Raw genomic sequence first — 25,924 nt, forward strand, 5'->3', positions numbered from 1 at the left:
GGTATCCAAGTCCCCGAGTAGGTCGGAGAGCCTGTGAACGATCCATTGTTGAGCCGCCACAGCCGCGAGGAGCATGCCGCCGCCCTGGCCGCGGCAACCGCTGAAGTGGGTCGATATCTCGATGACCGGGCGACTCCCCGGTCCGCGGCGTCGCCGTCGCACCTGGCCGCACGCACCGCCGCCGTCGACCTCTCGGTACCGCTCGGCACTCTCGACAAGGCCTTCGAGGAGGTGCGCGAGCTCTATCTCGACCACGCGGTGGGATATCACCATCCGCGCTACCTGGCCCACCTCAACTGCCCCATCACCATTCCGGCCATCGCCGCGGAGGCTCTCGCCACCTCGGTCAACACCGCGGTCGAGACTTGGGACCAGGGGACATCGGCCTGTCTCATCGAACAGAAGCTCATCGACTGGGTCGCCGACCTCATCGGATTCGAATCCCGGGAGGGGACGACCTCGCCGGACGGGGTGTTCACCACCGGCGGCACCGCCTCCAATCTGCAGGCGTTGTTCACCGCCCGCGAGAACCGGCTCGGACGCTCGGGCGACCGCTGCTCGAGGCTCGCCCACCTGCGCATCGTCACCGGCGAGCACGCCCACCTCAGCGTGGTCAAGGCCGCCCGACTACTCGGACTGGCACCCGACGCGGTGATCGCCCTGCCCGGCGACGGCGACCGCATGGATCCGGCGACCCTCGACCGCACTCTGGCCTCACTCGCCGACGCCGGTCACGAGGTCGCGGCCGTCGTGGCCCTGGCCGGCACCACCGACCACGGCGCGATCGATCCGCTCCGTGCGATCGGCGAGGTCTGCGACCGACACGACGTGTGGCTGCACGTGGACGCGGCCTACGGCGGCGGGCTACTCGTCTCCCCCGCACACCGTGCACTCCTGGACGGGATCGGCGCCGCCGACTCGGTGACGGTCGACTTCCACAAGACCTTCTTCCTCCCCGTCGCCGCCTCCGCTCTCCTCCTGCGCGACGGTGCCGGCTTCCGCCACTCCACCGTGAGCGCCGACTATCTCAACCCGGCTGACGGCGACCACCACGCCTCGGGCAGCGGAGATCTCGCCGCCGTCGACAAATCGCTGCAGACCACCCGCCGCTTCGATGCCCTCAAGCTCTGGATGACGCTGCGGGTACTGGGCGCCGACGGCATCGGACGCCTACTCGACGCATCGATCGATTCGGCCCGCAGAATCGCGCGGATCATCGAGGAGGATCCCGAGCTGGAACTGGTGCGCCGGCCGGACCTGTCGACCGTGCTGTTCCGGCCGTGCCCGCGACCCGACGGCCCCCTCGACTCCCTGGTCCGCCCGGTGCGCGACATCCTCTTCGCCGAGGGTCACTCGCTCGTCGCGGCGACGGTGGTCGACGGCCGCCCCTGCCTCAAGCTCACCGTGCTGGACCCGAATCTGACCGACGTCGATGTCGAGATCGTCCTCGCCGATGTCCGCGCCGCCGCCCGCCGCATCGCCGACGGACTGCGCCCGGCCCCGGCCGCGGAGGTGCTCACGTGAGCGAGAAGATCCACGACCTTTTGGGAATCGGCGTCGGCCCGTTCAACCTCGGCCTGGCCTGCCTCGCGGAACCACTGGGCCTGGACGCCGTATTCCTCGACGCCCGCGACGGTTTCGCCTGGCACCACGGGCTCATGTTCGACGACGCGACCATCCAGGTGCCTTTTCTCGCCGACCTGGTCACCCTGGCCGACCCGACATCGCCGTACTCGTTCCTGGCCTACCTCAAGCAGGCCGGCCGACTGTACCCCTTCTACATCCGTGAAGACTTCCAGCCGCTGCGCGCCGAGTACGACGCCTACTGCCGCTGGGCCGCCGAGCGTGTGGGTGGCCTGCGCTGGGGGCGGGAGGTGGTCGACGTCCGCCGCGAGGATGAGCCCACTGCACCGGGCGAGAACAATGATGACGACGGTTATGACGACGACAACCGCGTCGACCCGGCGCCCGTCTACCGGGTCACGGCCATCACCTCCGAGGGCACCGAGGTCTATCGGACCCGGCATCTGGTGCTGGGAATCGGCACCACCCCGTGGACCCCGATCGACCCGACCCCGCTGGACACCGGTGGGGCGGTGGCACTGCACGCCTCCGACTACCTCCACCGGCGCGATGAACTGCTGGCGCTGGAGTCGGTGACCGTGGTGGGCAGCGGCCAGTCCGCAGCGGAGGTCTACCACGATCTGTTGTCCGCGTCCGGCGGTGGTCCGCACTCCGACGCAGCAGGTCCACGCGTGGACTGGGTGACCCGCTCCCCGAGGTTCTTCCCGATGGAGTACACCAAGCTCACCCTCGAGATGACCTCTCCGGAGTACATCGACCACTTCCACGCCCTGCCCGTCGACCGGCGGGACCGCATGCTGCGCGAGCAGCGCTCGCTCTACAAGGGCATCGACTCCGATCTGATCAATCGAATCCACGACCTGCTCTACCAGCGGTCCGTCCACGGACTGGAGCCCGGCCTCCTGGCGGCCGCCACCACGCTCGACGGAGCCGGGGTGGACCGATCGATCCGGCTCGACCTGCACTGCAACGACACAGGTCGACAGTGGTCACACCACACCGCCGGGCTCGTGCTGGCTACGGGTTACTCCCCCACGCCGCCGCGATTTCTAGAAGGTATCGCCTCCGACATCGACCGCGAGCCCTCAGCAGACGCCGGCCCCGGCCGCTACCGCGTGGCCCGGGATCACACCATCGACCGCGCGCACTCCTTTATCCACGTCCAGAACGCGGAGGAGCACACCCACGGGCTGACAGCACCGGATCTGGGCATGGGCGCCATGCGCAACAGCATCATCCTGCGCACCATCTGCGGCCACGAGGTGTACCCGATCGAAACCAGCATCGCGTTCCAGCAGTTCGGCGCACCCGCTGCGGAACCCGGCCGGCAGCGCGCCCCGTCCTTCGTTCCGGCGACCCGACCCCAGGAGGTCCGATGAGCATCACCGACCAGACCGACGCCGCCCCGCTTCGCGCCACGCACCGCCCCGCGGGCGGCAACCCGGTCAGCGCGCACCGCACGCCTGCGGGCATCGTCACACTCGAACCCCTGGACCTCACCCGCCCCGACGGCACGGTACGCACCCTGCACGCCTGGCTGAACCACCCCGAGTCCGAGTACTGGGGGATGCGCGGTACGACGCCCGAGCAGGTCGAGGAGTTCTTCGCGGACTGGACCGCCTCGCCCCACCGTCGGGTACACGTGGTCCGGATCGACGGCCTGCGTGTGGGCCTGGCCGTCTTCTACGACCCGGCGATCCTCGAGCTCGCGGGCCACTATCCGCACCAGCCGGGCGACCTCGGGATGCACCTGCTGGTCGCGCCTACCCGCACCCCGGTGCCCGGCACCACGGCCGCCGTCATGGGGGCGATCTGCGGCACCGCGTTCGCGGAGGCCCCCGCTTCCGAGCATGCCGGTGCGCCGGATCATGCCGCCGCGCCCGATCCCGCGATCCCGGTCGGGCCGCCCGTCCGCCGGCTGGTGGTCGAGCCAGACCTCCGGAACACCGCAGTGCACCGGCTCAACGCCCGGGCCGGCTTCCAGGAGGAAGGACCGGTGCCACTGCCCGACAAGACCGCCCTACTCTCCGTTTGTAGAGACGACGATTTCGCGCGGTCCGAGATCGGGCGCGGGACGTGGCCGTTGGTGCCGGGGGCGACGTTGTCGTCGTCGTACTCACACGCGCCGTCACACACCCACCTGACGGGCCACGCGATGCGGCGCGCCCACCGCCACCTGTGCGCGAAGATCCTCGCCGAGTTCTCCCACGAACGGCTCCTCTCGCCCACGCCCATCGCCGAGGCTGCCGCCGGAACCTGCCGGTACGAGGTCCGCGCCGGTGACGAGCGCTGGACCTTTCTCGCCCGGCTGTTGCCGCTGGAACACTGGGTGATCGACGCCGGATCACTGCGCCGCGAAGTCGACGGTGGCGGCGCTGCAGATCTGGGACCCGGAGCTGATTCCGGGATCGGAGACGGCGCCGTTGCCGAACCGGATGCGCAGGCGCTGGTGATCGCGCTCGCGCCGTCGCTGGGGATCCCCGCCGATCTGATGGGCACCTACCTCGAGGAGATCGCTGCCACCCTCGGCTCGGCCGCGTTCTGCCTGCACCACCGCGACCGGCCCGCCCAGGAGCTCGCCGAGGCCGGGCTTCAGGAGGTCGAGGCGGCGATGACCGAGGGACACCCGGGGTTCGTGGCCAACAACGCGCGGATCGGGCTCGGGCTCGGCGACCGGCACCGCCTGACCCCGGAGTCCCCCGCCCCGACGCGCCTGGTGTGGCTGGCCGCGCGCCGCGACCTGAGCCACCTGGCGACCGTCGACGGCCTCGACGAGGACACCCACTACCGGCGCGAGTTCGGCGACGACACCCTGGATCGCTGCCACGGACACCTCCGGGCGCTGGGCCTGGACCCCGGCCACTACCGGCTCCTGCCGGTCCACCCGTGGCAGTGGGAGCACAAGATCGCCGTGGCGTTCGCGCCGGAACTGGCCCGGCGTGACCTCGTCCACCTGGGCGAGTCCAAACACGAGTATCGGCCCCAGCAGTCCGTGCGCACATTCTTCGACGTCACCGACCCGCGGCGCGGCTACGTCAAGACCGCGCTGGCGGTGCAGAACATGGGCTTCACGCGCGGGCTGTCGCCGAAGTACATGCGCGACACCCCGGCGGCCAACGACTGGGTGGCCGACATCGTCGACTCCGACCCCGTGCTGCGGCGGCTCGGACTCGGGCTCCTGCGCGAGGTCGCGGCCGTCGGCTACACCGGCGACGCCTACCACCGGGCCGCCGCGGCCGGCGTCTCCGACGAGGGGCCCCACACCAAGATGATCGCCGCCCTCTGGCGTGAGAGTCCGATCCCTCGGCTGGCCCGGGGCGAGCGTGCGTTCACACTGGCCTCGCTCCTGCACGTGGACCTCCATGGGCGGCCGCTCGTCGTCGAACACATCGAGCGTTCCAACCTGCCCGCGCGCACGTGGGTGCGGGCGCTGCTCGACGCCTACCTCGCCCCGGTCGCCCGCTGCCTGCTCGCGCACGGGCTCGTGTTCATGCCGCACGGCGAGAACGTGATCCTGGTGATCGACTCCGCGCATCGGCCGAGGCGCGCGCTGTTCAAGGACATCGGCGAGGAGGTGGCCGTGGTGCGCGAGCGGGACCTGCCCGAGCGGATCGGCCGGATCAAGCACGTGCTGGACGCCGAGACCGCCGCGCTCTCGGTCCACACCGACGTGATGGACGGGGTACTGCGCCACCTGGCGGGAATCCTGGACGGCGCCGGTGTGCTCGCCGCCGACGCCTTCTGGGACGAGGCACGGCGGTGCCTGGAGGATCTCGACGACGACGACGGACGCGTGCATGAACCCACACGCGACGCGCTCTTCTCGCCACGGTTCGAGCACTCGTGCCTCAACCGGCTGCAGCTACGCAACACCCGACAGATGGTCGACCTCACCGACCAGGCGGGCTCACTCCAGTTCGCGGGGCATCTCGACAACCCGTTGGCCCGGTTGGGTGCCGTAACCTCCTAGGCCATGAACGGACAGGAACTCCAGCGTCGGGCGGCGGAGCGGGCACGCGAGCTACCCGCCTCCACGTTGGAGTTCCCGTTCGGGTCCGAATACGAGGTGTACAAGGTCGCCGGGAAGATCTTCCTGTTCCTGGTTGACCACCGCGGTGAACCGATCGTCACCCTCAAGGCGCTACCGTCGGACAGCATGGCGCTGCGCGAGGCCCACGCCGACATCACGCCCGGTTATCACATGAACAAGCGGCATTGGATCTCGCTGCGTCCGGGCGGGTCCCTGACAGCCGACGAGGTGTCCGAACTCGTGACCGAGTCCTACCGACTGGTCGTGGCGGCTCTACCCCGGGCGAAGCAGCCGGTTGAGCCGCACGCCTTCGGCCGGGGCCAGCGCTAGACGCGACTCGGGAACACCCGATCGCGTCACGTTTTCTGACCGAGCCCGCCCCGCGGCGCCCCTAGCTACCGGGCAGCTGGGAGGAGATCGAGTCGAACGAGAGCTGCCCCGTCGTGCCGCCGGACCCCTGGTTCGCCGCGGTCCCCACGGCGTCGACCGCCGAATCGGTGGGCACCACCTCCGCCAGGAGGCTGCCGACGTACGGCACTCCGCTGATCATGGTCTCCACGGACCCCTGGTGGTCACCGTTCATGAAGTGGTCGATCGACTCGCCGATCGCCGGCCCGACCATACAGACGGGCTGGACGCTTCCCGGCACGCCGACTCCCGCGAGGCCGGCGACGCTACCGGCGTTGCAGACCGCGGTGGCGACGGAGCCGACCGGCCCGGTGGCGTAGCCCGGCAGCGATCCGGTCACCGATCCCGGGAGAACCTCACCCATCGAGCCCAGGTAGTCGTCTGGGACATCCGAAGAGAGCTGGGCGTGTGCTGGCGCGCTGGACAGCGCGAGTAGGCCCGCTGCTATGGCTCCTACAACCGCGGTGGATCTGAACATGGTCGACCTCCAGGTGGAACATTCTGTGCGACCCAAGGTGTGGACCGCACCTGACCTGGACCAACCCTAATCAGACCCCGTCACAATGAACAGTGTTTTACTGTTTTGAGATAGCCGGACGGCCGCCGGGCCAAACGGGCCCGGCGGCTGCCGATACGACTTTCGTTGAGTCAGTTCTGCGGTGACAGCGAGGTCTCCGCGAGGGACCCGAGACGGTCACCCACGATCTCCTCTACCTGCTCGGTCACCGAGGAGGTGTCCACGTGCTTCGTGACCGAGGTGCCGACGACCGGGACGCCCCCGATCACCGCGTCGACCGATCCCTGGGTGTCGCCACCCATGAGGGCATCTCCCGACTTCGCCAACGGGTTGACGACCGAGCAGATACCACTGATCGGGATCGGCAGCGGCACGCCGGCCAGCCCGGCGGCAGCGGTCGCGGCGGATCCGACGTTGCACGTGAGAGTGGCCGTGGAACCGAGGACGCCGGTCGCGTAGCCGGGAAGCGAGCCGGTCACCGACGCCGGAGCCATCTCACCGACCGAGCCCAGGTAGTCACCGTCCATGTCGGACGAGCCCATCAGTGATCCCAGCGACCCCGATTCCAACCCGGAATCGGACCCGGACACCGATCCGGTCGCCGACCCGATCAACTCGGAGCTCTGTGCACCCGCGGTTCCCGCCGAGGCGACGAGCAGCGCGGCGGCGAGTGCGCCGACATAAGCGGTGGTCTTGGACATGGACTGGGACATGGACTGCCTCCGTTGTGGGAATTCGGGACGTCCGCCCCGGCTCGCAAAATATTAGGCCCACCACATATACCTCAGCACCAGCTGACCGTTACCCATACAGCCGAACTCAGCCCCCACACGGACTCCAAATAACCATTGCACAGCACGAGCGAGGGGCGTAGACTAGAACACACATTCGACGTAGGTGCGAAGCGGGATGGGATGGAGGTGGGGGCTGATGGAGAGGGATGACGACGACAAGGCGGGCCCGCCGACTTCGCCCACCGGTCCGGCCGCATCTGCCGCTGCGGCGGCGATCTCGGTTGCCGCCGATGCTGCGCGTGCGGGGTGGGAGGCCGAGAACCGTGCGGCGGCGCACCGACTGTCGGCAGCGCACCAGTTGATGACCGAATGCCTGGACTACCCGGGCTGCGGTACCGACCCCGACGATCCCCGGCCCGGATACTCGATCCTCGATGCCGCCGATGTCGCGATCACCCACCTGGTGCGGGTGCTGGCGATCTCCACCTACAAAGCCGGGACGATGATCTCCTTCGCCGCCGACCTGCACCTTCGCTACCCGGCGATCCTCACCGCGATGACCCAGGGACGACTAGATGAGGCCACAGCCAAAGCCCTGGCCGGGCAGATGGAATTCGTCGACCCCGCACTGCTGCACCAGATCCAACAGGACGTGGTCGATGACTACCTGGCCGCCATCGAAGCCGGCAGACGACCCGGCATGAAAGCCATCCGCAACCGGGCCGACGAGATCATCTCCACACGCGATCCGAACGCGGTCCGGGCCCGCAAAAAAGACGCCGGCCGCGACCGCGGCGCCAGCATCAGCCCCGGCCGCGACGGCATGTCCACCCTCCACGCCCTCCTGCACGCCGACGAGGCCGCCGTCCTGGCCGAAGCACTCGAACAGAAAGTCGCCGCCGACCGCGCCACCGAAGAAGACACCGCAGCCACTGCCAGCGAGCCCGCCACCGGCCCCTCCACCGCTAGCGGACCCGACACCGGCGCCGACACCGACACCGACACCAGCCCCGGGGCTGCAGATGCGCCCTACAGCCTGGCCCAACGCCGCGCCGATGCCCTGATGTCCCTGATCTGCGGCGACACCACCACACCCGCCGACACCACCAACCCCGCAGCGCCCGGCACCTCGCGCGGCTCCGGCACGCCGGACACGTCGGGCTCGGGCACACCGGACGGACCGGCTTCCGGTGGGGTGATGCTGCGGCCCAAGATCACCGTCATCGCCCCCACCGGCGCGAATGCCAGCCGCTGGGCAGACCACACCCGGGTGGAGTTCGCCCGCACCGGCGAAGCCGCCCTGCAGTCCCTGCTGGACATGCTCGCCTGCAGCGACGGCGCCAGCCTGCACCGAATCGATCCCACCCTCGGCGCCGCGGACGACCGAGACGCTGCGCTGCGGTACCGGCCCTCCGCAGCCCTGGCCAAGCAGATCCGCCTCCGGGATGGCACCTGCCGCCACCCCGGATGCACCGTCCCGGCCGAAGCCTGTGATCTGGACCATGTCGTGCCGTTCAACCACGCCGACCCCACCCAAGGTGGACAGACAGTCGAATCGAACATGGCCTGCCTGTGCCGCCGGCATCACCGGTTCAAAACCTTCAACGACTGGCACTACCAACTCGACCCCGACGGCACCCTGATCATCACCACCGACCAAGGCCACACCATGGTCACCCACCCCGACGGGCCCCTGGCCGACTATCGGCGCGAGCAGGCCCGGGTCGAAACCGCCGCGTGGGAGAAGCAACAACGCCGCAACCCCGACCCCGGACGCGCGGCCGCCACCGGCGGCGCCAGCCCGACCGGGCGTGCCACCAAAACCTCCTGGGCCCGACGCGACGCCCGCAAACACACCCACCGCGACACACAACGCAGCCACAACGCCACCAACCGCCAAGCAGCGCGCCAGGACGCCGCCACCCAAGCCAGCTACCAGGCCCGCAACACCGCCCGCGCCACAGCACTCGCCAAAGCCGGAGCCACATTCCAGCCCATCACCGTGACTATCGAACCCCGGACCATCATCGACCTACCAGCACACCGCCACAGCCGCTGGTGGAACCGAAACCACCACCGCTACCACCCACCCGGCAACAGCGCCCTGGAAAACCAACTCAAAACCATCATCGACAACCTCACCGACCCACCACCCTTCTGACGCCGGCTGGCACCCGCGGTGCGACATCTCGCTTCGCGCGCTCCAGAGATAGGGGAAGGTGAGCGCATGACCACGATTCCGTCCAGCCCCGCGAACAACTCCCTGGCCGACGTCATGCCCTCCCTCGCGGCCACGTTGGGAACCGAGAGCCCCAACCCCCTGGCGCTGGAGCCGGCTCAGGACGCGGTGCTCGTGCTCGTAGACGGGCTGGGCGCGGAACTCATACGCCGGTACGCCGAGCAGGCGCCCACGCTCGCTGCGATGGCCACCCGGATGATCTCGGCCGGGTTCCCCAGCACTACGGCGACAAGCCTGACGAGCCTCGCGGTCGGCGCGCCCTGCTCGAAGCACGGCATCGTGGGCTACAGCTTCCGGATATCGGACTCCGAGGGGTCGACATCGTTCAACCCGCTGAGATGGACGCTCGACTCCGCCGGAGGGCCCACGGCGATCGACCGCTTCCCGCCCCGGGACGTCCAGAAACTGCCCAGTCTTCTCGAGCTGCTGGCCGCCGACGGCGTCGACGTCACCTACGTCATGCGCGACGATTTCCGCGACTCGGGGCTCACCCGCGCGGCGTTCCGAGCAAGCGGCGACTACCGGCCAGCCAACGCCCTCGACGAGATCAGCCGCGCGGTGGTCGAAACCGTCGCCCGCCCCTCCCGGACGAGACGGTTCGTCTACGCCTATTTCGGGGATCTCGACATGATCGGCCACATTCACGGGCCCGGCTCACCGGAGTGGCTGCAGTCGCTCCGCGAGGTCGACGCGTTCATCGCCGATCTGGCCACGGACCTCCCGCGCGGCTGCCGATTGGTCGTCACGGCGGACCACGGGATGGTCACGGCAGAGACATCCATTGACATCGACACGACCCCCGCCCTGCTCGCCGATGTCACCACCGTGGCCGGGGAAGCTCGCGTTCGTCACGCATATGCGCGCCCGGGCGCCGAACAGAGTGTGCTCTCCACCTGGGAGTCGGAGCTCGCGGGCCACGCACGTGTCCTCAGCCGGGAACAGGCACTTGACGAGAGCCTCTTCGGCCCCGGGCGTGACCATGCCGACCGGCTGGGCGACGTGATCGCGATAGCGACCGGCGGTGTCGTCCTCACCCGATCGCGGAACGAGAAGCTGGAATCCTCACTGATCGGCCACCACGGCGCCAACACAGCTGCCGAGCAGCACATCCCCCTCAGCGTGCGCTGAACGCCCGGGGGCGCGGCCACCATCGGACTAGCAGGTCACCAGGACCGACGGATCGCTCGTCGTGTCCAACCACCGGCCGTATGCCGTCGACCCGGCGGAACGAACGTCCGAGCAGAGTTCCTGCTTCGAATAGCCCGAGGGCCGATATACCGCATAGATGACGTTCCCGTTCTCGTCACGCTGGCGCAGCGACGGGCACGCCATGTCCGTGCGTAGATAGGACGCGCCGGGGTATTGCTCCAGCGCCGACGCGATCTCCTGCGCGTAGTCGCCCGGGGTCACCGCCGAGTACAGCACGACGATCCCGCGCCCGTCGCATGCAGGCCGCGTCATGGGGATGGGCAGCCCCAGGTCCCCTGCAGTTGTGTTTCCCCGATCTCCGACAGGGGTGACAGTGGTGGCCACCTCCGGCGGCGACGCGGAAGGAGCTGGCGCCGCCGTCACGGTGACGCGCTCGGGAGCAGGTTGCTGGCTCGAGAACTCCGCGGGTACCGCTGCCGGGGGCTCATCGTCCGGAGCCGCCAGCAGATATCCCACCACGCCCGCCAGCGCCACCACCAACACCACTACCAGCGCACCGAGCGCCCACGTGACACCGTTGCGCGACTGGGGCGGGCTCAGGGGACCCGGGCCGGAGGCGCCGGGATCGTTCCAACCGAAGTTGCCGGGTGAGCTGCTCATCGTCACCACCATCTACTTGGCCGGCGGCGATCCGCCCGAACCTGAACAACATGATACGAATCTCATCCGCCCCGGGCAATCCCTCGTCGATCCGATCCGCACCTGGACCGGATGCGGCCGACCCCCCGTCTCACTACGGTCTGTGACATGCGTGAACGCGCATCGCAACACCCGAGAGGAGCCCGCGATGAAGGCAGTCACCTGGCACGGCAAGCGAGACGTCCGGGTAGAGGACGTCCCGGATCCGCGGATCGAGCAGCCCACCGACGCGATAGTGAAGGTCACCAGCACCAATATCTGTGGTTCGGACCTGCACCTGTACGAGGTACTGGGTCCGTTCATGAACGAGGGCGACATCCTCGGCCACGAGCCGATGGGAATCGTCGAGGAGGTCGGGGCCGAGGTCACCGACCTGAAACCCGGGGACCGTGTGGTGATGCCCTTCCAGATCTCGTGCGGCCACTGCCACATGTGCGGCAAGGGCCTGCAGACCCAGTGCGAGACCACCCAGGTCCGCGACCAGGGCATGGGAGCCGCGCTGTTCGGCTATTCCGAACTGTACGGCAGCGTGGCCGGCGGGCAGGCCGAGTACCTGCGCGTCCCGCAGGCCCAGTACACGCACATCAAGGTCCCGCACGAGCACGCTGACGACAGGTATCTCTACCTCTCCGATGTCCTGCCGACGGCCTGGCAGGCCGTGGAGTACGCCCTGATCCCGGACGGCGGCACGGTAGTCGTACTGGGGCTCGGCCCGATCGGCGACATGGCGGCCCGGATCGCGCAGCATCGCGGACACCGGGTGATCGGTGTGGATCCGGTGGCCGAGCGTCGTGCCCGGCAGGCCCACCGCGGGGTGGAGGTCCTCGACCCGACCGCGGTGCCGGGCGAGGTCGGAGACGCGATCCGGGACATCACCGACGGCCGCGGGCCTGACTCCGTGATCGACGCGGTGGGGATGGAGGCACACGGTTCGCCTGCAGCATCCGCGGCTCACACGGCGGTCGGGCTCCTCCCGAAGTTCCTCGGCAAGAAGATGATGGAGCACGCCGGCGTCGACCGGCTCGGCGCCTTCTATTCGGCGATCGACATCGTCGGCCGCGGTGGCACCATTTCGCTCTCGGGGGTCTACGGCGGCAGCGCCGACCCGTTGCCGATGCTCACGCTCTTCGACAAGCAGGTCACGCTGAAGATGGGCCAGGCGAACGTCAAGCACTGGGTTCCGGAGATCATGCCGCTCCTCACCGACGCCGACCCGCTGGGCGTCGACGACTTCGCCACGCACCGACTCCCGCTGGCCGAGGCGCCGGGCGCGTACGAGATGTTCCAGAAGAAGGAGGACGGCGCCGTCAAGGTGGTTCTCGAGCCGTGAACCACTCCCCTGCCCCACACGGTCTGACGCCCGCGGCGTCCCGGCGATCAGTATCCGGTGCGGCGTGGGCGGGCTCGGGGACCGGTCGGGGCGTCACCGCCGTCGCCGTCGCCGTCGTCGCCCTTCTGGCGGTCCTCACCGCCTTCCTCGCCGGCTGCGGCAGCCCGTTTCCCAAGGACACCGACGGCAGCCTCGACCGGATCACCGGCGGCACGCTGCGCGTCGGGGTCTCGGAGAACCCGCCCTGGACCGAGGTGGGCGACGACGACTCCGTGACCGGCCGCGAGGTCGACCTGCTCACCGGGTTCGCGCACGAATACGACGCGACGGTGGAATGGACCCCCGGCGCCGAGAGCGAGCTGATCATGGCGATGGCCCGCGGAGACCTGGACATCGTCGTGGGCGGGCTGACCGCTGACTCGCCGTGGGAGAAGGAAGTCGCGCTGACAAGAGCATATGCCCAGGAAGTCACCCCCGACGGGGATACAGAGGAGATGGTGATGGCCACCCCGCTCGGCGAGAACGCCCTGCTCGTGGCGCTGGAAACCTACCTCGCACGCACCGGGGAGGCGTCATGAGCCCGGAGTCCGGGCCCGCCGCGGGCACACTCGACGACGATCAGTCATCAGAGCACAAGGCGGCTCAACGGCGGGCGGTGCGGCTGGAGTGGACCACCATCGCGGTCCTGCTCGTGACGGTCGCGGCCGTCTACCTCGTGTCGGGCCAGTCGCAGGCGATGAAGGTCGCGTGGATCGAGGATTCGCTCTCGCTGCTCCCGCCGATCGCGTTCCTCATCGCCGCCCGTGTGGCCCACCGGGCACCGAGTACCCACTTCCCGTACGGATATCACCGGGCGGTGGGGATCGGACACCTGGTCGCCGGGGTCGCACTGCTGGCGATGGGACTGTTCCTCGTCGTGGATTCGGGCTCCGTGCTCCTGGCCGGCGAGCGGCCGCCGCTGGGCGTCGTGGAGATCGGCGGACAGGTGATCTGGGTCGGCTGGCTGATGGTGGCTGTCATGGCGCTGTCCTGCATCGGACCCGTCATCCTGGGCCGGATGAAGGCCGAGCCGGCGGAGACGCTGCACGACAAGGTGCTCTACGCCGACGCCGACATGAACCGCGCCGACTGGAAGACGGGGATCGCCACGATCGTCGGCGTGCTGGGCATCGGCATGGGCCTGTGGTGGGCTGACGCCGTGGCCGCGCTGGTGGTGAGCGTATCGATCCTGCGGGACGGCTGGGCCAACGTGAGCGGCGCGATCCAGGGCCTGGCCGATGCGCGCCCCACCCGCTTCGACGGCACCGACCCCCACCCGCTGGTCCACGAGATCGACGAGGTTCTGGACGGCGTCGCCTGGGCCGACGACCACGGTGCCCGCGTGCGCGACGAGGGCCACGTCTTTCACGTCGAGGCGTTCCTCGTCCCCGCCGACGGGCAGCAGGTCACGGTCGAGATGCTGACGGCCGTGCGGCGCCGGTTGACGGACCTGAGTTGGAAGCTCAAGGACGTCGTGGTGACGGTGGTCGACGAGGTCCACGACACGCATCGGCCGTCCTGAGCCCGGCGCCCACCGGCTGCGATGCGGCGCCATGCCTGGCACCCTCGGGGCATGACTACTCGGCGAATCACCAATGAGGACGAGATCACCGACGCCGTCGACGCCGCCACGGTTCCCGAGCCGGACGTGCTCGAGCGCGCGCGGATGATCATCGTGGACAAGCTCGGCGAATGGGACAGCCTCGGTCTGGACGAGTTGGTCGAGTCGGTGTGCGAGGCCTATGAGGCACCGTCGGGCGAGCCGCTGCGGGTGGCCGATGTGAACCCGGACGCGCCCGACACCGACTCCCCCGCACTTCGGAACCTGCGCTACGCCCGCGCCGCGCGCACTGCGGTCATCGCCCTCGTCGAGGCCGGGACGATCGTCCCCGTCGCACCGCTGGACGAGGACACCGCCCTGGTCGGCGAGGGCACGCGAGCGGGCGGCCGACCCGGCGTGGACCACGACGACCAGACGGGCACCCCGCCCGCCATCACCCCGACCGTCACCACCCAGAAGGAGACCACCGACTCGGCAGCACGGCAGGCCGGCACCGACGAGGTCCTCGTGAGCGTCGGCCCACTGCCCGAGGGTCGGCGTTTCGCGCTCGCGGCGCGCTGACCCGGCGCGCTGCTCTGACCCGCTGCTCTGACCCGCTGTTCAGACGCGCTGATCAGAGGGTGACCGTGGACTCCGGGTGGTCGGTCTCCTTGAGCGGCTTCTGTGCCCCACCGGACAGCCCCGCGCCCTCGACACGCGCGTCCCGGTAACGCTCGGCCTGCGCCTGCGTGATGGGGTCGCGGGAGCCGTCCTTGGCGTAACAGACCGGCAGCCAGGCGCCGTCGCCGTCGAGCCGGGCGACGATCCGCGGACGCAGACGGAAGGGCTGGATCGAATCCGACCACGCGATCAGCAGATCGAGGTTCTTACCGCTGGCGTCCGGCAGCGAATCGCTCAGGCAGAAATGCTGGACGCTGCGCCACACCGCGTACTGCGCATCGGCCACCGACACCGGGTCGACGGTCGCGGCTCTGGGGGCACGGGTAGTGCGGCTCCTGGTGGCCGCGGCGGGCGCTGCGGGCGGGGGCGGCGGGGAGTTCTCCCCCGACTCGACCCGGCGGCGAGCCTCTTCCATACGACGCTGCCGCCGCTCCGCCGCCGATACATCGCCCGAATCCCAGAAGCCCGTCATGGCGGACGACTTTACGCGGCCGACACCCGTTGTCGCCTCATCGAAGCACCCGGATGGGGGCCGACCTCACACCGCTGCCCGGTCGGCGCCCGCGCCGGGTCGACGACACACGGTGTTCACATATCCAGGCCGAGATCCAGGACGCCGACCGAGTGCGTCAGACCGCCCACGGCAAGGAAGTCGACACCACAGCGCGCGTAATCGGCGGCCACATCGATCGTCAGTCCCCCACTGGACTCCAGGCGCGTGCCGGGCGAGACCTTGTCGCGTCGCTGCACCGCGATCTGGGTCTGCCAGACCGGGAAATTGTCGAGCAGGACCAGGTCGACCTTCTCGTCCAGCATCTGGTCCAGTTGCTCCAGCGAGTCGACCTCCACCTCGCACGGCAACTGCGGGAACCTCTCACGGACCGCGGCCAGCGCGGGCAGCACACCGCCGGCGGCCACCACGTGGTTGTCCTTGACCAGGACCGCGTCCCCGAGCCCCAGCCGGTGATTGACACCACCGCCGCAACGCACCGCGTACTTCTGCAGCAGCCGCAGGCCGGGCATCGTCTTGCGGGTGTCACGAACGGCGCAGTCGGTGCCGGCGAGCTCGTCGGCCCACACCCGCGTCGCCGTCGCGACACCGGACAGGTGACACACCAGGTTGAGCAGCGTGCGCTCGGCGGTCAGCAGTCCCAGGGTCGGCGCGGCGATCTCGGCCACCACCTCGCCGGCCTCGACGCGGTCGCCGTCGGCAGCGAGCAGGGTCACGGCGAAGTCGTCGGAGCCGGCTCCGGAATCGTCGCCTCCCAGCACCTCCGCGAGGACCATCTCGACCAGCGGTAGACCGGCCACCACCCCGTTTGATCGCGAGGCCAGTCGCGCGGTCGCCCGGTCGTCCGCCGGCACGGTCGCGAGCGAGGTCGCGTCCGGGCCGTAGCGCAGGTCCTCCTCGAGCGCACGACGGATCGCGATCAACGCGTCCGCGCGGGTGTCGGTATCGAAGGTGTCGGTATAGAAGGTCGGGGCGCCGTGGGTAGGGGCGCTGTCGTCGTCGTTCACTCTCCCGTCCCCGGATTGCCGATCGCGATCATGCGCTCGACCGACCCGCGCGCGGCCTCGGCGGTGACGGGGTCAACGTCGACCTCGTCGGCACCCTCGACCAGGGCACGCAGCAGCGCGGCCGGGGTGATCATCTTCATGTAGGGGCAGCTCGCGTCCTCGTTGACCGGCAGGAAGTCGATCTCCGGCGCCGCCTTGCGCAGCTGGTGGATCATGCCGACCTCCGTGGCCACCAGGACCTCACGCGCGCCGGAGGCGCGGGCCGCGTCGACCATCCCGCCGGTCGACAGGATCTTGACCTGCTCCGCGGGCACCGCACCCTCGGTGGCCAGGTGCAACGCGCTGGTCGCGCAGCCGCACTCCGGATGGACGAACAGCTCGGCGCCCGGATGGGACTCCGACTTCGCGGTGAGCTGGTCGCCGTTGATCGCGGCGTGGACGTGGCACTCGCCCGCCCACACCAGGACGTTGTCGCGGCCAGTCTTGCGCCGCACGTGGGCCCCGAGGAACTGGTCGGGCAGGAAGAGGATCTCCCGGTCGGGATCGATCGACTCCACCACGTCGACCGCGTTGGAACTGGTGCAGCAGATGTCGGTGAGTGCCTTCACCGCGGCGGTCGTGTTGACGTAGGAGACCACGACGGCGTCCGGGTGCTCGGACTTCCACTCGGCCAACTGCTCGGCGGTGATGGAGTCGGCGAGCGAACATCCGGCGGCCTCGTCGGGGATGAGGACCGTCTTCTCGGGCGAGAGGATCTTGGCGGTCTCCGCCATGAAGTGCACGCCGCAGAAGATGATGGTCGACTGCTCGGCGCTCGCCGCGACGCGCGACAGGGCCAGCGAGTCCCCCACGTGGTGGGCGATGTCCTGGATGGCCGGGATCTCGTAGTTGTGCGCAAGGATCACGGCGTCGCGCTCGGCGGCGAGTCTGCGGATCTCCGAGGCCCACATCTCGTCGGGCTCGACGCCGGTGTACATCGATCCGTCGTGGCGGATCTTCCCGGCCAGCGGCGAATCGAGCCGCCCCACGGCGGTGTCGGTTCCAGTGGCAGTGCTCATCCCTGCCCCCTCTCGGGTAGAAAGTTCGGGCCGATACCCCACCGGCCGCGTTTTCGTCTTACAATCGAAAACGTGCATGAGTGTAACACCGGTCACGAGGTGCTCGTCGTCGTGGGCCAGGTACGGCCGACCCCGGGTGCCGCCGCGCCGTCGCTTCACGTACTGCTCTGGCAGCACTCCCTGGGCCCCGCCGCCGGACGCTGGGCGCTGCCCGGCGGTGAGGTTCGTGACGACGAGGACCTCCCCACCTCCGCCACGCGTCAACTCGACGAGAAGGTCGATGTCCGGGAGCTCAGCCACCTGGAATCTGTGTCCGACTTCTCCGATCCGGGGCGTGTGCCGGGTCGTCGCGTGTTCGCGTCCGGCTTCCTCGGCGTGCTGCCGAGCGACGCCGACCCCGACATCCCGGACGACACCGCGTGGTTCCGGGTCGACGACCTGCCGGAGACCGCGTTCGACCACGCGGAGATCATCGCCCGCGCCCGGCTCCGACTGGCGGCCAAGCTCTCCTACTCCACGCTGGGCTTCGCCCTCGCCCCCGAGGAGTTCACGCTCTCCCTGCTCGCGCAGCTCTACGGTGCCGCGCTCGGGCACCCGGTGGACCCGACCAACCTGCAGCGGATCCTCACCCGGCGCGGCGAGCTCGTGCGGTGCGGGCGCAGCGCTCCCCCGGGCCCGTCAGGTGGTCGACCGGCGGCGCTCTACCGCTTCGCCGAGCGACGGCTACGGATCACCGATCAGTTCGCGACTCTCCGGCCACCGGGTCCGGCAGACGGCTGAAGTGGGCCAGGGCCGCGACCGCGAACAGCGCGATCATCGTGCCCCACACCAGCCAGCCCGCGCCCGGCGGGAACCAGTCCCACGATGGCCCCGAGGTGCCGTAGATCATCCGGTCGGAGAACAGGGCCCCGACGGCCGGCGCCTGCGAGACCACCTCACCGGCCGGGGCGTCCTGCGGCGGCGAGGCCACGAGGTCAGCGATCCGCGTGGCGTCCATGGCGGCGAGGGCACACGCCAGCCCGGGCAGGAGCGCGAGCGCGGGCACGCCCAGCGGGCGTCGCAGTCCCGGATGCCGGTGCCAGAGGACGAGCGCGGCGCACACGGACGCGAAGCCGAGCAGGACCACCAGCATCAGGAGCTGGCTTCCGCCGTCAACGCCGGCGTCGGGGAACCGGACGCCCCGCCCCTGCCCCACGGACAAGAGCTCCGAGCGCGGCGCGGTGACAATCCACACCAGCACCGCGACGACGAACGGCGCGAGAAGCCCGACGAGGGTCCCCACCGCGCGCGGCAACCCCCGGCCATTGCGGCGGTCACCTGTGGACGACGACGTGCTGGTCATGAGCGGGACTGTACCAACGCCCGGGCGCACCGAAACGGGAGATCCGGGGTGGCTGTGGTCTAATCGGACCCGGCTCCGCCCACCTTTCAACCGGACGAGACGTCAGGAAGTACCCGCCAGTGGCCACCAGCTCTACTCCCGCGACCACTGGTCGGTCGCGGAAGACGATGGCATACCGGCACGACATCGACGGCCTGCGGGGACTGGCGATCGCCCTGGTGGTGGTGTTCCACATCTGGATGGGCCGGGTCTCCGGCGGCGTCGACGTCTTCCTCGCCCTGTCCGGGTTCTTCTTCCTCGGGTCCCTGCTCCGCGGCGCGGGTAGCACGCGCACGCCGCTGAACCCCCTGCCCCACCTCCAGCGCCTCGTGCGGCGGCTCTACCCGGCGCTTGCGGTGACCATCGCCGCCACGGTCCTGGGCACCATGCTCATCAAGCCGCCCACGCAGTGGGCGGCGATCTTCGACCAGACCGTCGCGTCGCTGCTCTACTACCAGAACTGGGAACTGGCGTACACCGCCGCGGACTATGCCGCGGCCGATGCGACCATCTCCCCGCTGCAGCATCTGTGGTCGATGTCCGTCCAGGGACAGTTCTATCTGATCGCGCTCACCGTGATCCTCGGCGGCACCGCACTCTGGCGACTCCTTGTGCGCCGCGGCACCCCCAAACGGTTCCTGGTCGCCGTGGTCGCCGCCGGCACCATCGCCTCGGTGTGGTGGTCGGCGATCGGGCAGGACGCGAACCAGGCCTGGAACTACTACGACACCGCGTCCCGCATGTGGGAGCTGCTCATCGGCGGTCTGGTGGCCATCGTGCTCGCCGGCGTCGTCCTGCCGTGGCCGCTGCGTCTGATAGCCACGGTCTCCGGCCTGTTCCTCGTGGTGAGCACCGGGTTCTTCTTCGACGGCGCCGCATACTTCCCCGGCCCGCTCGCCTGGTATCCCATCGGTGGCGCACTGCTCATCGTGCTCGGCGGCAACCTGCCCGCGGGCCAGCGTGCGATCCCCGCCAGGGACCCCATCACCTGGCTGCTGTCCGGAAAGGTGTTCCGCCGACTGGGCGACATCTCCTACTCGCTGTACCTGTGGCACTGGCCACTGCTCATCCTGTGGCTGTCCTACGACAGGGAGAACGAGACCACGTTCGTCTCCGGCACGGCGATCATCGTGATCTCGCTCGTGCTGGCCCTGATCACCGAGAAGTACATCGAGCGACCGCTACGGATGGCCAGCCGGGCGAAGGGGCAGAAGACCCCCGCCGCCCTCGCGCGCGACATGCTCAGGGGCGCACCCGCGCGAACGGGCCGCCAGAAGCGCCAGTTCGTCGGTGCGACCGCGCTCGTCGTCGTCGCCGCCGTCGCCTCCCTCGCCACGGTCGGATGGTGGAGCGCCACCGCCTCCTCCCGGTCGTCGGTCCCCTACGTCGACTCCCTCACCGACCCTGTCCACCCGGGCGCCCGCGCCTTCTTCGACGGTGTCGGCGCCCCGGCGGACGCCCCGTACCTGCCCTCCCTCCTCCAGGTCGGCCACGACCTGCCGCCCAGCACCATGGACGGCTGCATCTCGACCTTCGAGTCCAGTGACGTGATCCTGTGCGTCTACGGCGACGAGGCCGCCACCCGCACCATCGCGCTGACCGGCGGATCCCACGCCGAGCACTGGATCAGCGGACTCGACGAGGTCGGGCGCCACTACGGGTTCCGGGTGGTCACCGTCCTCAAGATGGGCTGCCCCCTCACCCTCGACGCCACGGTTTCCGACAACGACGAACTGCTGTACGAGAGCTGCGCCGAATGGACCCCCAAGGCTCTGGGCGCCGTGGCCGGACTGCAGCCGGACTTCGTGTTCACCACGGCGACCCGGCCGGTGGGCGTCATGGGGCCCGACGTCGCCCCGCGGCAGTACGTCGACTTGTGGCGTGCGCTCGGCGAGCAGGGCATCAACGTGATCGCCATCCGCGACACCCCGTGGCTCAACAACGGCCGCGGACCGATCCGCGCCAGCGACTGCCTGGGCGACGGCGGCACCCCCGAGGAGTGCGGGATGCCGCGCGAGAGGTCCATCTCGCCCATCAACCCCGCCTCGCTCGCCGCCGCCGGACTCGACAATGTGCGGCTGATCGACCTGACCGACGGGTTGTGCGACCCCGAGAGCTGCCCTGTCGTGGTGGGCAACGTGATCGTCTACCACGACTCGCATCACCTGTCGGGGTCGTGGGTCCGGTCCGCCTCGGGCGAGCTGGCCCGGCAACTGGGACCCGCGACCGGCTGGTGGTGACCCCGGCGTAGCCCGTTTCCGTTGTTGGACCCCCGGTGTCGAGCACGCTGACCAGCGGCTCGATTCACAGGCGGTCCTGCGCGCGGCGTAAGCACTACTCTTGGACTTCGTGACCAACGCCGACCCCCAGCCGTCCGCTCCCGAACTCGTCCGCTCCTGGCCGGGCACCGCGTATCCACTCGGCGCGACCTACGACGGGACCGGCACCAACTTCGCGCTGTTCTCCGAGGTCGCCGAGGCGGTCGAGCTCTGCCTCATCGACCGCGACGGCGTCGAGTCGCGCATCGAACTCACCGAGGTCGACGGCCACATCTGGCACTGCTACCTGCTCGGCGTGACCCCCGGCCAGCGCTACGGCTACCGCGTGCACGGACCCTACGAGCCCGAGCAGGGGCTGCGGTGCGACCCGTCCAAGCTCCTGCTCGACCCGTACGGCAAGGCGTTCAGCGGTGCGTTCGACGGCGACCCCAGCCTCCACAGCTACGACCTCGACGATCCCGCGGAGCGCAACACCGACGACTCGCTCGGGCACACCATGACCACCGTGGTGATCAACCCGTTCTTCGACTGGGGCAACGACCGCGCGCCGGGGCACGAATACCACAACACCGTCATCTACGAGGCCCACGTCAAGGGCATGACCGCCACGCACCCGGATGTTCCGGCCGAGATGCGGGGCACCTACGCCGGACTGTGCCACCCGGCGATCATCGAGCACCTCAAGGACCTTGGCGTCACCGCCATCGAACTGATGCCCGTCCACCAGTTCATGCAGGACCAGCGCCTGATCGACCTGGGGCTGCGGAACTACTGGGGCTACAACAGCTTCGGCTTCCTGGCCCCGCACAACGAGTACGCGTTCGCCGAGAAGCCGGGCGACGCCGTGGCCGAGTTCAAGGCCACGGTCAAGACCTTCCACGACGCGGACATCGAGGTGATCCTCGACGTGGTCTACAACCACACGGCCGAGGGCAACCATCTGGGGCCGACGATCGGCTTCCGGGGCATCGACAACCAGGCTTACTACCGGCTGGTCGAGGGCGACGAGCAGCACTACATGGACTACACCGGAACCGGGAACACGCTCAATGTGCGGCACCCGCACTCCCTGCAGCTGATCATGGACTCGCTGCGCTACTGGATCCTCGAGATGCACGTCGACGGCTTCCGCTTCGACCTGGCCTCCACCCTGGCGCGCGGTCTGCACGACGTGGACCGGCTGTCGTCGTTCTTCGACCTGGTGCAGCAGGACCCGGTGGTCAGTCAGGTCAAACTCATCGCCGAGCCGTGGGACGTCGGCGAGGGCGGCTACCAGGTCGGCAACTTCCCTCCGCTGTGGACCGAGTGGAACGGGCAGTTCCGTGACACGGTTCGCGACTTCTGGCGCGGTGAGCCCGCCACCGTGGGCGAATTCGCCTCGCGACTGACCGGATCCTCCGACCTGTACGAGCACACCGGCCGCCGTCCCACCGCGTCGATCAACTTCGTCACCGCGCACGACGGGTTCACCCTCAACGACCTGGTCAGCTACAACGAGAAGCACAACGACGCCAACGGCGAGGACGGCAACGACGGCGAGAGCCACAACCGTTCCTGGAACTGCGGCGTCGAAGGCCCCACGGACGACCCCGACGTGCTCGCGCTGCGCCACCGGCAGCGCCGCAATCTGCTCACCACGCTCATCCTGTCCCAGGGCACGCCGATGATCGCGCACGGTGACGAGATCGCCCGCACCCAGGACGGCAACAACAACGTGTACTGCCAGGACAACGAGCTCGCCTGGATGAACTGGGAGCTCGACGAGGAACAGACCGACCTCCTCGAGTTCACCCGCGCACTCATCCGGCTGCGCAAGGACCACCCGGTGTTCCGCCGCCGCCGCTTCTTCGGGACACCGTTGCGCGGCGAGGAGGACCCGCAGGACATCGCCTGGTTCGCCCCGGACGGCTCCGAGATGACCAGCAAGGACTGGGACTCCGGCTTCGGCAAGTCCCTGGGCGTGTTCCTCAACGGCGAGGGCATCCACGAGCCGGACGCGCGTGGCCAGCGGATCATCGACGACTCGTTCCTGCTTCTGTTCAACGCCCACCACGAGCCGATCGAGTTCGCCCTCCTGGGCAGCGAGTACGCGCACGAGTGGCAGGTCGTCCTGGACACCGCGAGCCACACGGGCGACGAGACCCCCGCTCTGCCGGCCGACGGTTCCCTCTCGGTCGACGGCCGCTCGACAGTGGTCCTGCGGAAGCTGAGCTGACCGTGCGCCGGCTCCCCTCCAGCACCTACCGGCTCCAGCTCCGCACCCCTTCCTCCGACCCCGACGGCCGTGGCTTCACCCTCGCCGACGCCCGCGATCTGCTCCCCTACCTCGCCGACCTCGGGGTGGGTGCGGTGTACCTGTCGCCGATCCTCGAGGCCACGCCCGGCTCGACCCACGGCTACGACGTGGTGGATCCGACCACGGTCTCGACCGAGCTCGGCGGGATCGACGGACTACGCGAGTTACGGGCCGCCTGCCGGGAGCACGGACTGGGCCTGGTGGTGGACATCGTGCCCAACCACCTGGGTGTGGACGAGCCGGCCGCCAACCCCTGGTGGTGGGATGCCCTGCGCAGGGGCCCGGAGTCACCGTATTACCCGTTCTTCGACTTCGACACGTCCCCCGCCAACGGCGCCGACGGTCGGATCGCCATCCCGGTGCTGGGATCGCCGGACGATGTGGCGGACCTCGTCGTCGTCGCCCCCACCGACACTCCCAGCGGTGAGGCGGAGCTCCACTTCTACGAGCACCGGTTCCCGATCGCGCCCGGCACGGACGGGCCAGCCCCCGGCACCGACGGTGGCTCGGCGCGGGAGGTCCACGACCGGCAGCACTACCGGCTGGTGCACTGGCGCGAGCCGCTGCTGGGCTACCGGCGGTTCTTCACCGTCACCGGCCTGGCAGGGCTGCGGCAGGAGGACCCGGCCGTCTTCGACGCCACGCACGCCGAGGTGCGCCGGTGGTGCGAGGAGGATCTGGTCGACGGAATCCGCGTCGATCACCCCGACGGGCTGGCCGATCCCGTGGACTACACACGGCGGCTCCGCGAGCTGGTCGGCGACGAGCGCTGGCTGTTGCTGGAGAAGATCCTCGCGCCCGGCGACGCCACGACGCCGCCCGAGTTGCTGGATCCGGCGATGCCCGTCGACGGAACCACCGGGTACGACGCATTGCGCCTCATCGACCAGCTGCTGGTCGACGCCCGCGGCGAGGCGCGGCTGTCCGAGCTGGCCGCGCAGTTCTGCGGCGAGTCCGGCGACGAGGCGCAGGTGCACGCGCAGTCCGCGGAGATCAAGCGCCGGATCGTGCGCGAGGACCTGGCGCCCGAGTTGGCGCGGTTGGTGCGGGCGGTGCGCCGCGACGGTGGTGGTGGCAACAGTGGTGGTGGCGGCGGTGGTGGCGACGGTGCCGGTACCGACGGCCATGGTCCCGACGACGAGGCCACCACCGGCGCCGACGCCCACCTGCGGGAGGCACTGCTCGCCGTGATCGCGCTGACGCCGTTCTACCGGGCAGACTATCCCGTCCTGCATGGCACGCTCCCGCTCCTCGTGGATGTACTGCGAGGTCAGCGACCCGAGCTGGAAGGCGTGCTCGCACTCGTGGCCCGCGCCCTCGCCCGTGGGGGCGAGGCGTCGGTCAGGCTCGCGCAGGTCACCGGGGCCGCCACCGCGAAAGCCGAAGAGGACCGGCTGTTCTATCAGCTCGGTCGGCTCGTCTCGCTCAACGAGGTGGGCGGGTCGCCGGGGCGGATGGGCCTGTCGGTCGAGGCGTTCCATCTGACGATGGCCGAGCGGGCTGCCTCCACCCCGGGGGCCATGACGGCACTGTCCACCCACGACACCAAACGCGGTGAGGATGTCCGCGCCAGGATCTCCGTACTGTCCCAGGTCCCCGACGAGTGGGCCGGATTCGTCGCGGCGGTGTTCGACGAGTTCCCACCGCCCGCCGAAGACGCCGCGTATTTCCTGTTACAGGTGATCGTGGGCGTGTGGCCGGAGCCGGGCGGCCCGTCCGAGCAGCTTCGCTCGCGACTGCACGCGTACGCCGACAAGGCGATGCGCGAGGCCGCCGTCCATACGACGTGGACCGACCAGGATGCCGGGTTCGAGTCGCGGATGCACCGGTGGATTGACGCGCTGATCGACTCCGGGGCCGGGGCGGTGAGCGCGTTCGTCGAGCGCATCGCGCCTGCCGGTCGGGACAATTCGCTCGTGGCCAAGGCCGTGCAACTGCTGTCGCCCGGCGTGCCGGACGTCTACCAGGGCACGGAGGTCTGGGAGGACTCGCTCGTCGACCCCGACAACCGCCGGTTCGTGGACTTCGGACCGCTGCGGTCGGGGGCGGTCGCGCGGGCCGGGCATCCCAAATTCCTGCTGGTGCGCGAACTCCTGAGGCTGCGGCGCGAGCATCCGGAGGCGATGGCCGGTGGCGCGTACCTGCCGATACCGGTGCACGGCCCGGCCGCCGCCGACGTCGTGGCGTTCCGGCGGTCTCTCGGGCCCGCCGCCGACGGGAGCCGGCCCGCGGTCGGACTCATCGCCCGACTACGCACGGCAGCGAAGGCAGCCGACGAGTTCCTCGGGACGGTCGCCGAGTTGCCCGCGGGTTCGTGGGTGGTGTGCCCCGATGGTGCCGAGATCTCGGGCCGCGTGGACGTGGGTGAGCTGCTGGCTGCGGCCCCTGTCGTCGTCATCGTCCGTCAGTAGGACCGACGGCGCCGAGCCTGCGCCCCCGCAG

General features: G+C 69.7%; 21 protein-coding genes. 14 read left to right on the forward strand and 7 right to left on the reverse strand.

The window, feature by feature from the left end; genetic code table 11:
• Nucleotides 1–33: 33 nt before the first annotated feature.
• From ACWIFB_RS01330 to ACWIFB_RS01345, 4 genes are read left to right on the forward strand one after another with little or no spacing between them, the layout of a single operon-like run.
• A complete protein-coding gene (locus tag ACWIFB_RS01330) occupies nt 34–1,524 on the forward strand; it encodes a pyridoxal phosphate-dependent decarboxylase family protein (protein ID WP_452100196.1) in 1,491 nt (496 codons plus the stop codon).
• Nucleotides 1,521–2,963 carry a lysine N(6)-hydroxylase/L-ornithine N(5)-oxygenase family protein gene (locus tag ACWIFB_RS01335; RefSeq protein ID WP_454057051.1) on the forward strand — a complete coding sequence of 481 codons (1,443 nt, stop codon included), beginning with the start codon at nt 1,521–1,523 and terminating at the stop codon, nt 2,961–2,963. The genes ACWIFB_RS01330 and ACWIFB_RS01335 overlap by 4 nt, the downstream gene beginning before the upstream one ends.
• Entirely contained in the window at nt 2,960–5,554 is a 2,595-nt protein-coding gene (locus tag ACWIFB_RS01340; RefSeq protein ID WP_454057052.1) for a GNAT family N-acetyltransferase, read from the forward strand. Before ACWIFB_RS01335 ends, ACWIFB_RS01340 begins: the two co-directional genes overlap by 4 nt.
• A gap of 3 nt (nt 5,555–5,557) precedes the next feature.
• Complete coding sequence (locus ACWIFB_RS01345; protein WP_452100199.1) at nt 5,558–5,944, forward strand: MmcQ/YjbR family DNA-binding protein; 387 nt, start codon at nt 5,558–5,560, stop codon at nt 5,942–5,944.
• A gap of 61 nt (nt 5,945–6,005) precedes the next feature.
• Here ACWIFB_RS01345 and ACWIFB_RS01350 read toward each other — a convergent pair whose 3' ends face one another.
• Nucleotides 6,006–6,500, reverse strand: a complete 495-nt coding sequence (locus ACWIFB_RS01350; RefSeq protein ID WP_452100200.1) for a hypothetical protein — start codon at nt 6,498–6,500, stop codon at nt 6,006–6,008.
• 170 nt (nt 6,501–6,670) lie between these two features.
• On the reverse strand, nt 6,671–7,252 hold the full coding sequence (locus ACWIFB_RS01355) for a hypothetical protein (RefSeq protein ID WP_454057053.1): 582 nt from the start codon (nt 7,250–7,252) through the stop codon (nt 6,671–6,673).
• A gap of 217 nt (nt 7,253–7,469) precedes the next feature.
• Between ACWIFB_RS01355 and ACWIFB_RS01360 the strand changes: the two genes are divergently transcribed.
• The gene (locus ACWIFB_RS01360; protein WP_454057054.1) at nt 7,470–9,434 is read left to right on the forward strand and encodes a DUF222 domain-containing protein; all 1,965 of its coding nucleotides are present in this window, start codon (nt 7,470–7,472) and stop codon (nt 9,432–9,434) included.
• Nucleotides 9,435–9,500: 66 nt separating this feature from the next.
• A complete protein-coding gene (locus ACWIFB_RS01365; RefSeq protein WP_454057055.1) occupies nt 9,501–10,640 on the forward strand; it encodes an alkaline phosphatase family protein in 1,140 nt (379 codons plus the stop codon).
• Nucleotides 10,641–10,667: 27 nt separating this feature from the next.
• Here the strand turns inward: ACWIFB_RS01365 and ACWIFB_RS01370 are convergent, their stop codons facing one another.
• Nucleotides 10,668–11,321, reverse strand: a complete 654-nt coding sequence (locus ACWIFB_RS01370; protein WP_454057056.1) for a serine/threonine protein kinase — start codon at nt 11,319–11,321, stop codon at nt 10,668–10,670.
• Between the two features lie 187 nt (nt 11,322–11,508).
• Between ACWIFB_RS01370 and ACWIFB_RS01375 the strand changes: the two genes are divergently transcribed.
• From ACWIFB_RS01375 to ACWIFB_RS01390, 4 genes are read left to right on the forward strand one after another with little or no spacing between them, the layout of a single operon-like run.
• Nucleotides 11,509–12,690: a zinc-dependent alcohol dehydrogenase gene (locus tag ACWIFB_RS01375; RefSeq protein WP_454057057.1), complete on the forward strand. Its 1,182-nt coding sequence runs from the start codon at nt 11,509–11,511 to the stop codon at nt 12,688–12,690.
• A complete protein-coding gene (locus tag ACWIFB_RS01380; protein WP_454057058.1) occupies nt 12,687–13,268 on the forward strand; it encodes a substrate-binding periplasmic protein in 582 nt (193 codons plus the stop codon). The genes ACWIFB_RS01375 and ACWIFB_RS01380 overlap by 4 nt, the downstream gene beginning before the upstream one ends.
• Complete coding sequence (locus ACWIFB_RS01385; protein ID WP_454057059.1) at nt 13,265–14,251, forward strand: cation transporter; 987 nt, start codon at nt 13,265–13,267, stop codon at nt 14,249–14,251. Before ACWIFB_RS01380 ends, ACWIFB_RS01385 begins: the two co-directional genes overlap by 4 nt.
• Before the next feature lie 51 nt (nt 14,252–14,302).
• On the forward strand, nt 14,303–14,851 hold the full coding sequence (locus ACWIFB_RS01390) for a hypothetical protein (RefSeq protein WP_452101009.1): 549 nt from the start codon (nt 14,303–14,305) through the stop codon (nt 14,849–14,851).
• A gap of 52 nt (nt 14,852–14,903) precedes the next feature.
• Here the strand turns inward: ACWIFB_RS01390 and ACWIFB_RS01395 are convergent, their stop codons facing one another.
• From ACWIFB_RS01395 to nadA, 3 genes are all read right to left on the reverse strand, one after another.
• Nucleotides 14,904–15,422, reverse strand: coding sequence for a hypothetical protein (locus ACWIFB_RS01395; protein WP_452101008.1), 519 nt, complete (start codon nt 15,420–15,422; stop codon nt 14,904–14,906).
• 116 nt (nt 15,423–15,538) lie between these two features.
• Nucleotides 15,539–16,384: a carboxylating nicotinate-nucleotide diphosphorylase gene (gene nadC / locus ACWIFB_RS01400; RefSeq protein WP_454057142.1), complete on the reverse strand. Its 846-nt coding sequence runs from the start codon at nt 16,382–16,384 to the stop codon at nt 15,539–15,541.
• 80 nt (nt 16,385–16,464) lie between these two features.
• Nucleotides 16,465–17,445: a quinolinate synthase NadA gene (gene nadA / locus ACWIFB_RS01405; protein ID WP_454057143.1), complete on the reverse strand. Its 981-nt coding sequence runs from the start codon at nt 17,443–17,445 to the stop codon at nt 16,465–16,467.
• Between the two features lie 153 nt (nt 17,446–17,598).
• Here nadA and ACWIFB_RS01410 point away from each other — a divergent pair, with 153 nt between their 5' ends.
• Complete coding sequence (locus ACWIFB_RS01410) at nt 17,599–18,306, forward strand: NUDIX hydrolase (RefSeq protein ID WP_452101007.1); 708 nt, start codon at nt 17,599–17,601, stop codon at nt 18,304–18,306.
• On the opposite strand, the gene ACWIFB_RS01415 is transcribed toward ACWIFB_RS01410, so the two are convergent.
• Nucleotides 18,257–18,868 carry a hypothetical protein gene (locus ACWIFB_RS01415; RefSeq protein WP_454057060.1) on the reverse strand — a complete coding sequence of 204 codons (612 nt, stop codon included), beginning with the start codon at nt 18,866–18,868 and terminating at the stop codon, nt 18,257–18,259. The two genes, ACWIFB_RS01410 and ACWIFB_RS01415, sit on opposite strands and share 50 nt — an antisense overlap.
• A gap of 167 nt (nt 18,869–19,035) precedes the next feature.
• Here ACWIFB_RS01415 and ACWIFB_RS01420 point away from each other — a divergent pair, with 167 nt between their 5' ends.
• The 3 genes from ACWIFB_RS01420 to ACWIFB_RS01430 all read left to right on the forward strand — a co-directional run bounded on the left by ACWIFB_RS01420 (nt 19,036) and on the right by ACWIFB_RS01430 (nt 25,893).
• The gene (locus ACWIFB_RS01420) at nt 19,036–21,147 is read left to right on the forward strand and encodes an acyltransferase family protein (RefSeq protein WP_454057061.1); all 2,112 of its coding nucleotides are present in this window, start codon (nt 19,036–19,038) and stop codon (nt 21,145–21,147) included.
• A 109-nt stretch (nt 21,148–21,256) separates the two neighbouring features.
• Nucleotides 21,257–23,401 (forward strand): glycogen debranching protein GlgX, encoded by a 2,145-nt coding sequence (gene glgX / locus ACWIFB_RS01425; RefSeq protein ID WP_454057062.1) that lies wholly within the window; start codon nt 21,257–21,259, stop codon nt 23,399–23,401.
• 2 nt (nt 23,402–23,403) lie between these two features.
• Nucleotides 23,404–25,893, forward strand: a complete 2,490-nt coding sequence (locus ACWIFB_RS01430) for a malto-oligosyltrehalose synthase (protein ID WP_454057063.1) — start codon at nt 23,404–23,406, stop codon at nt 25,891–25,893.
• Nucleotides 25,894–25,924: the final 31 nt, after the last annotated feature.

The organism is Dietzia sp. NPDC055340, from assembly GCF_053645335.1.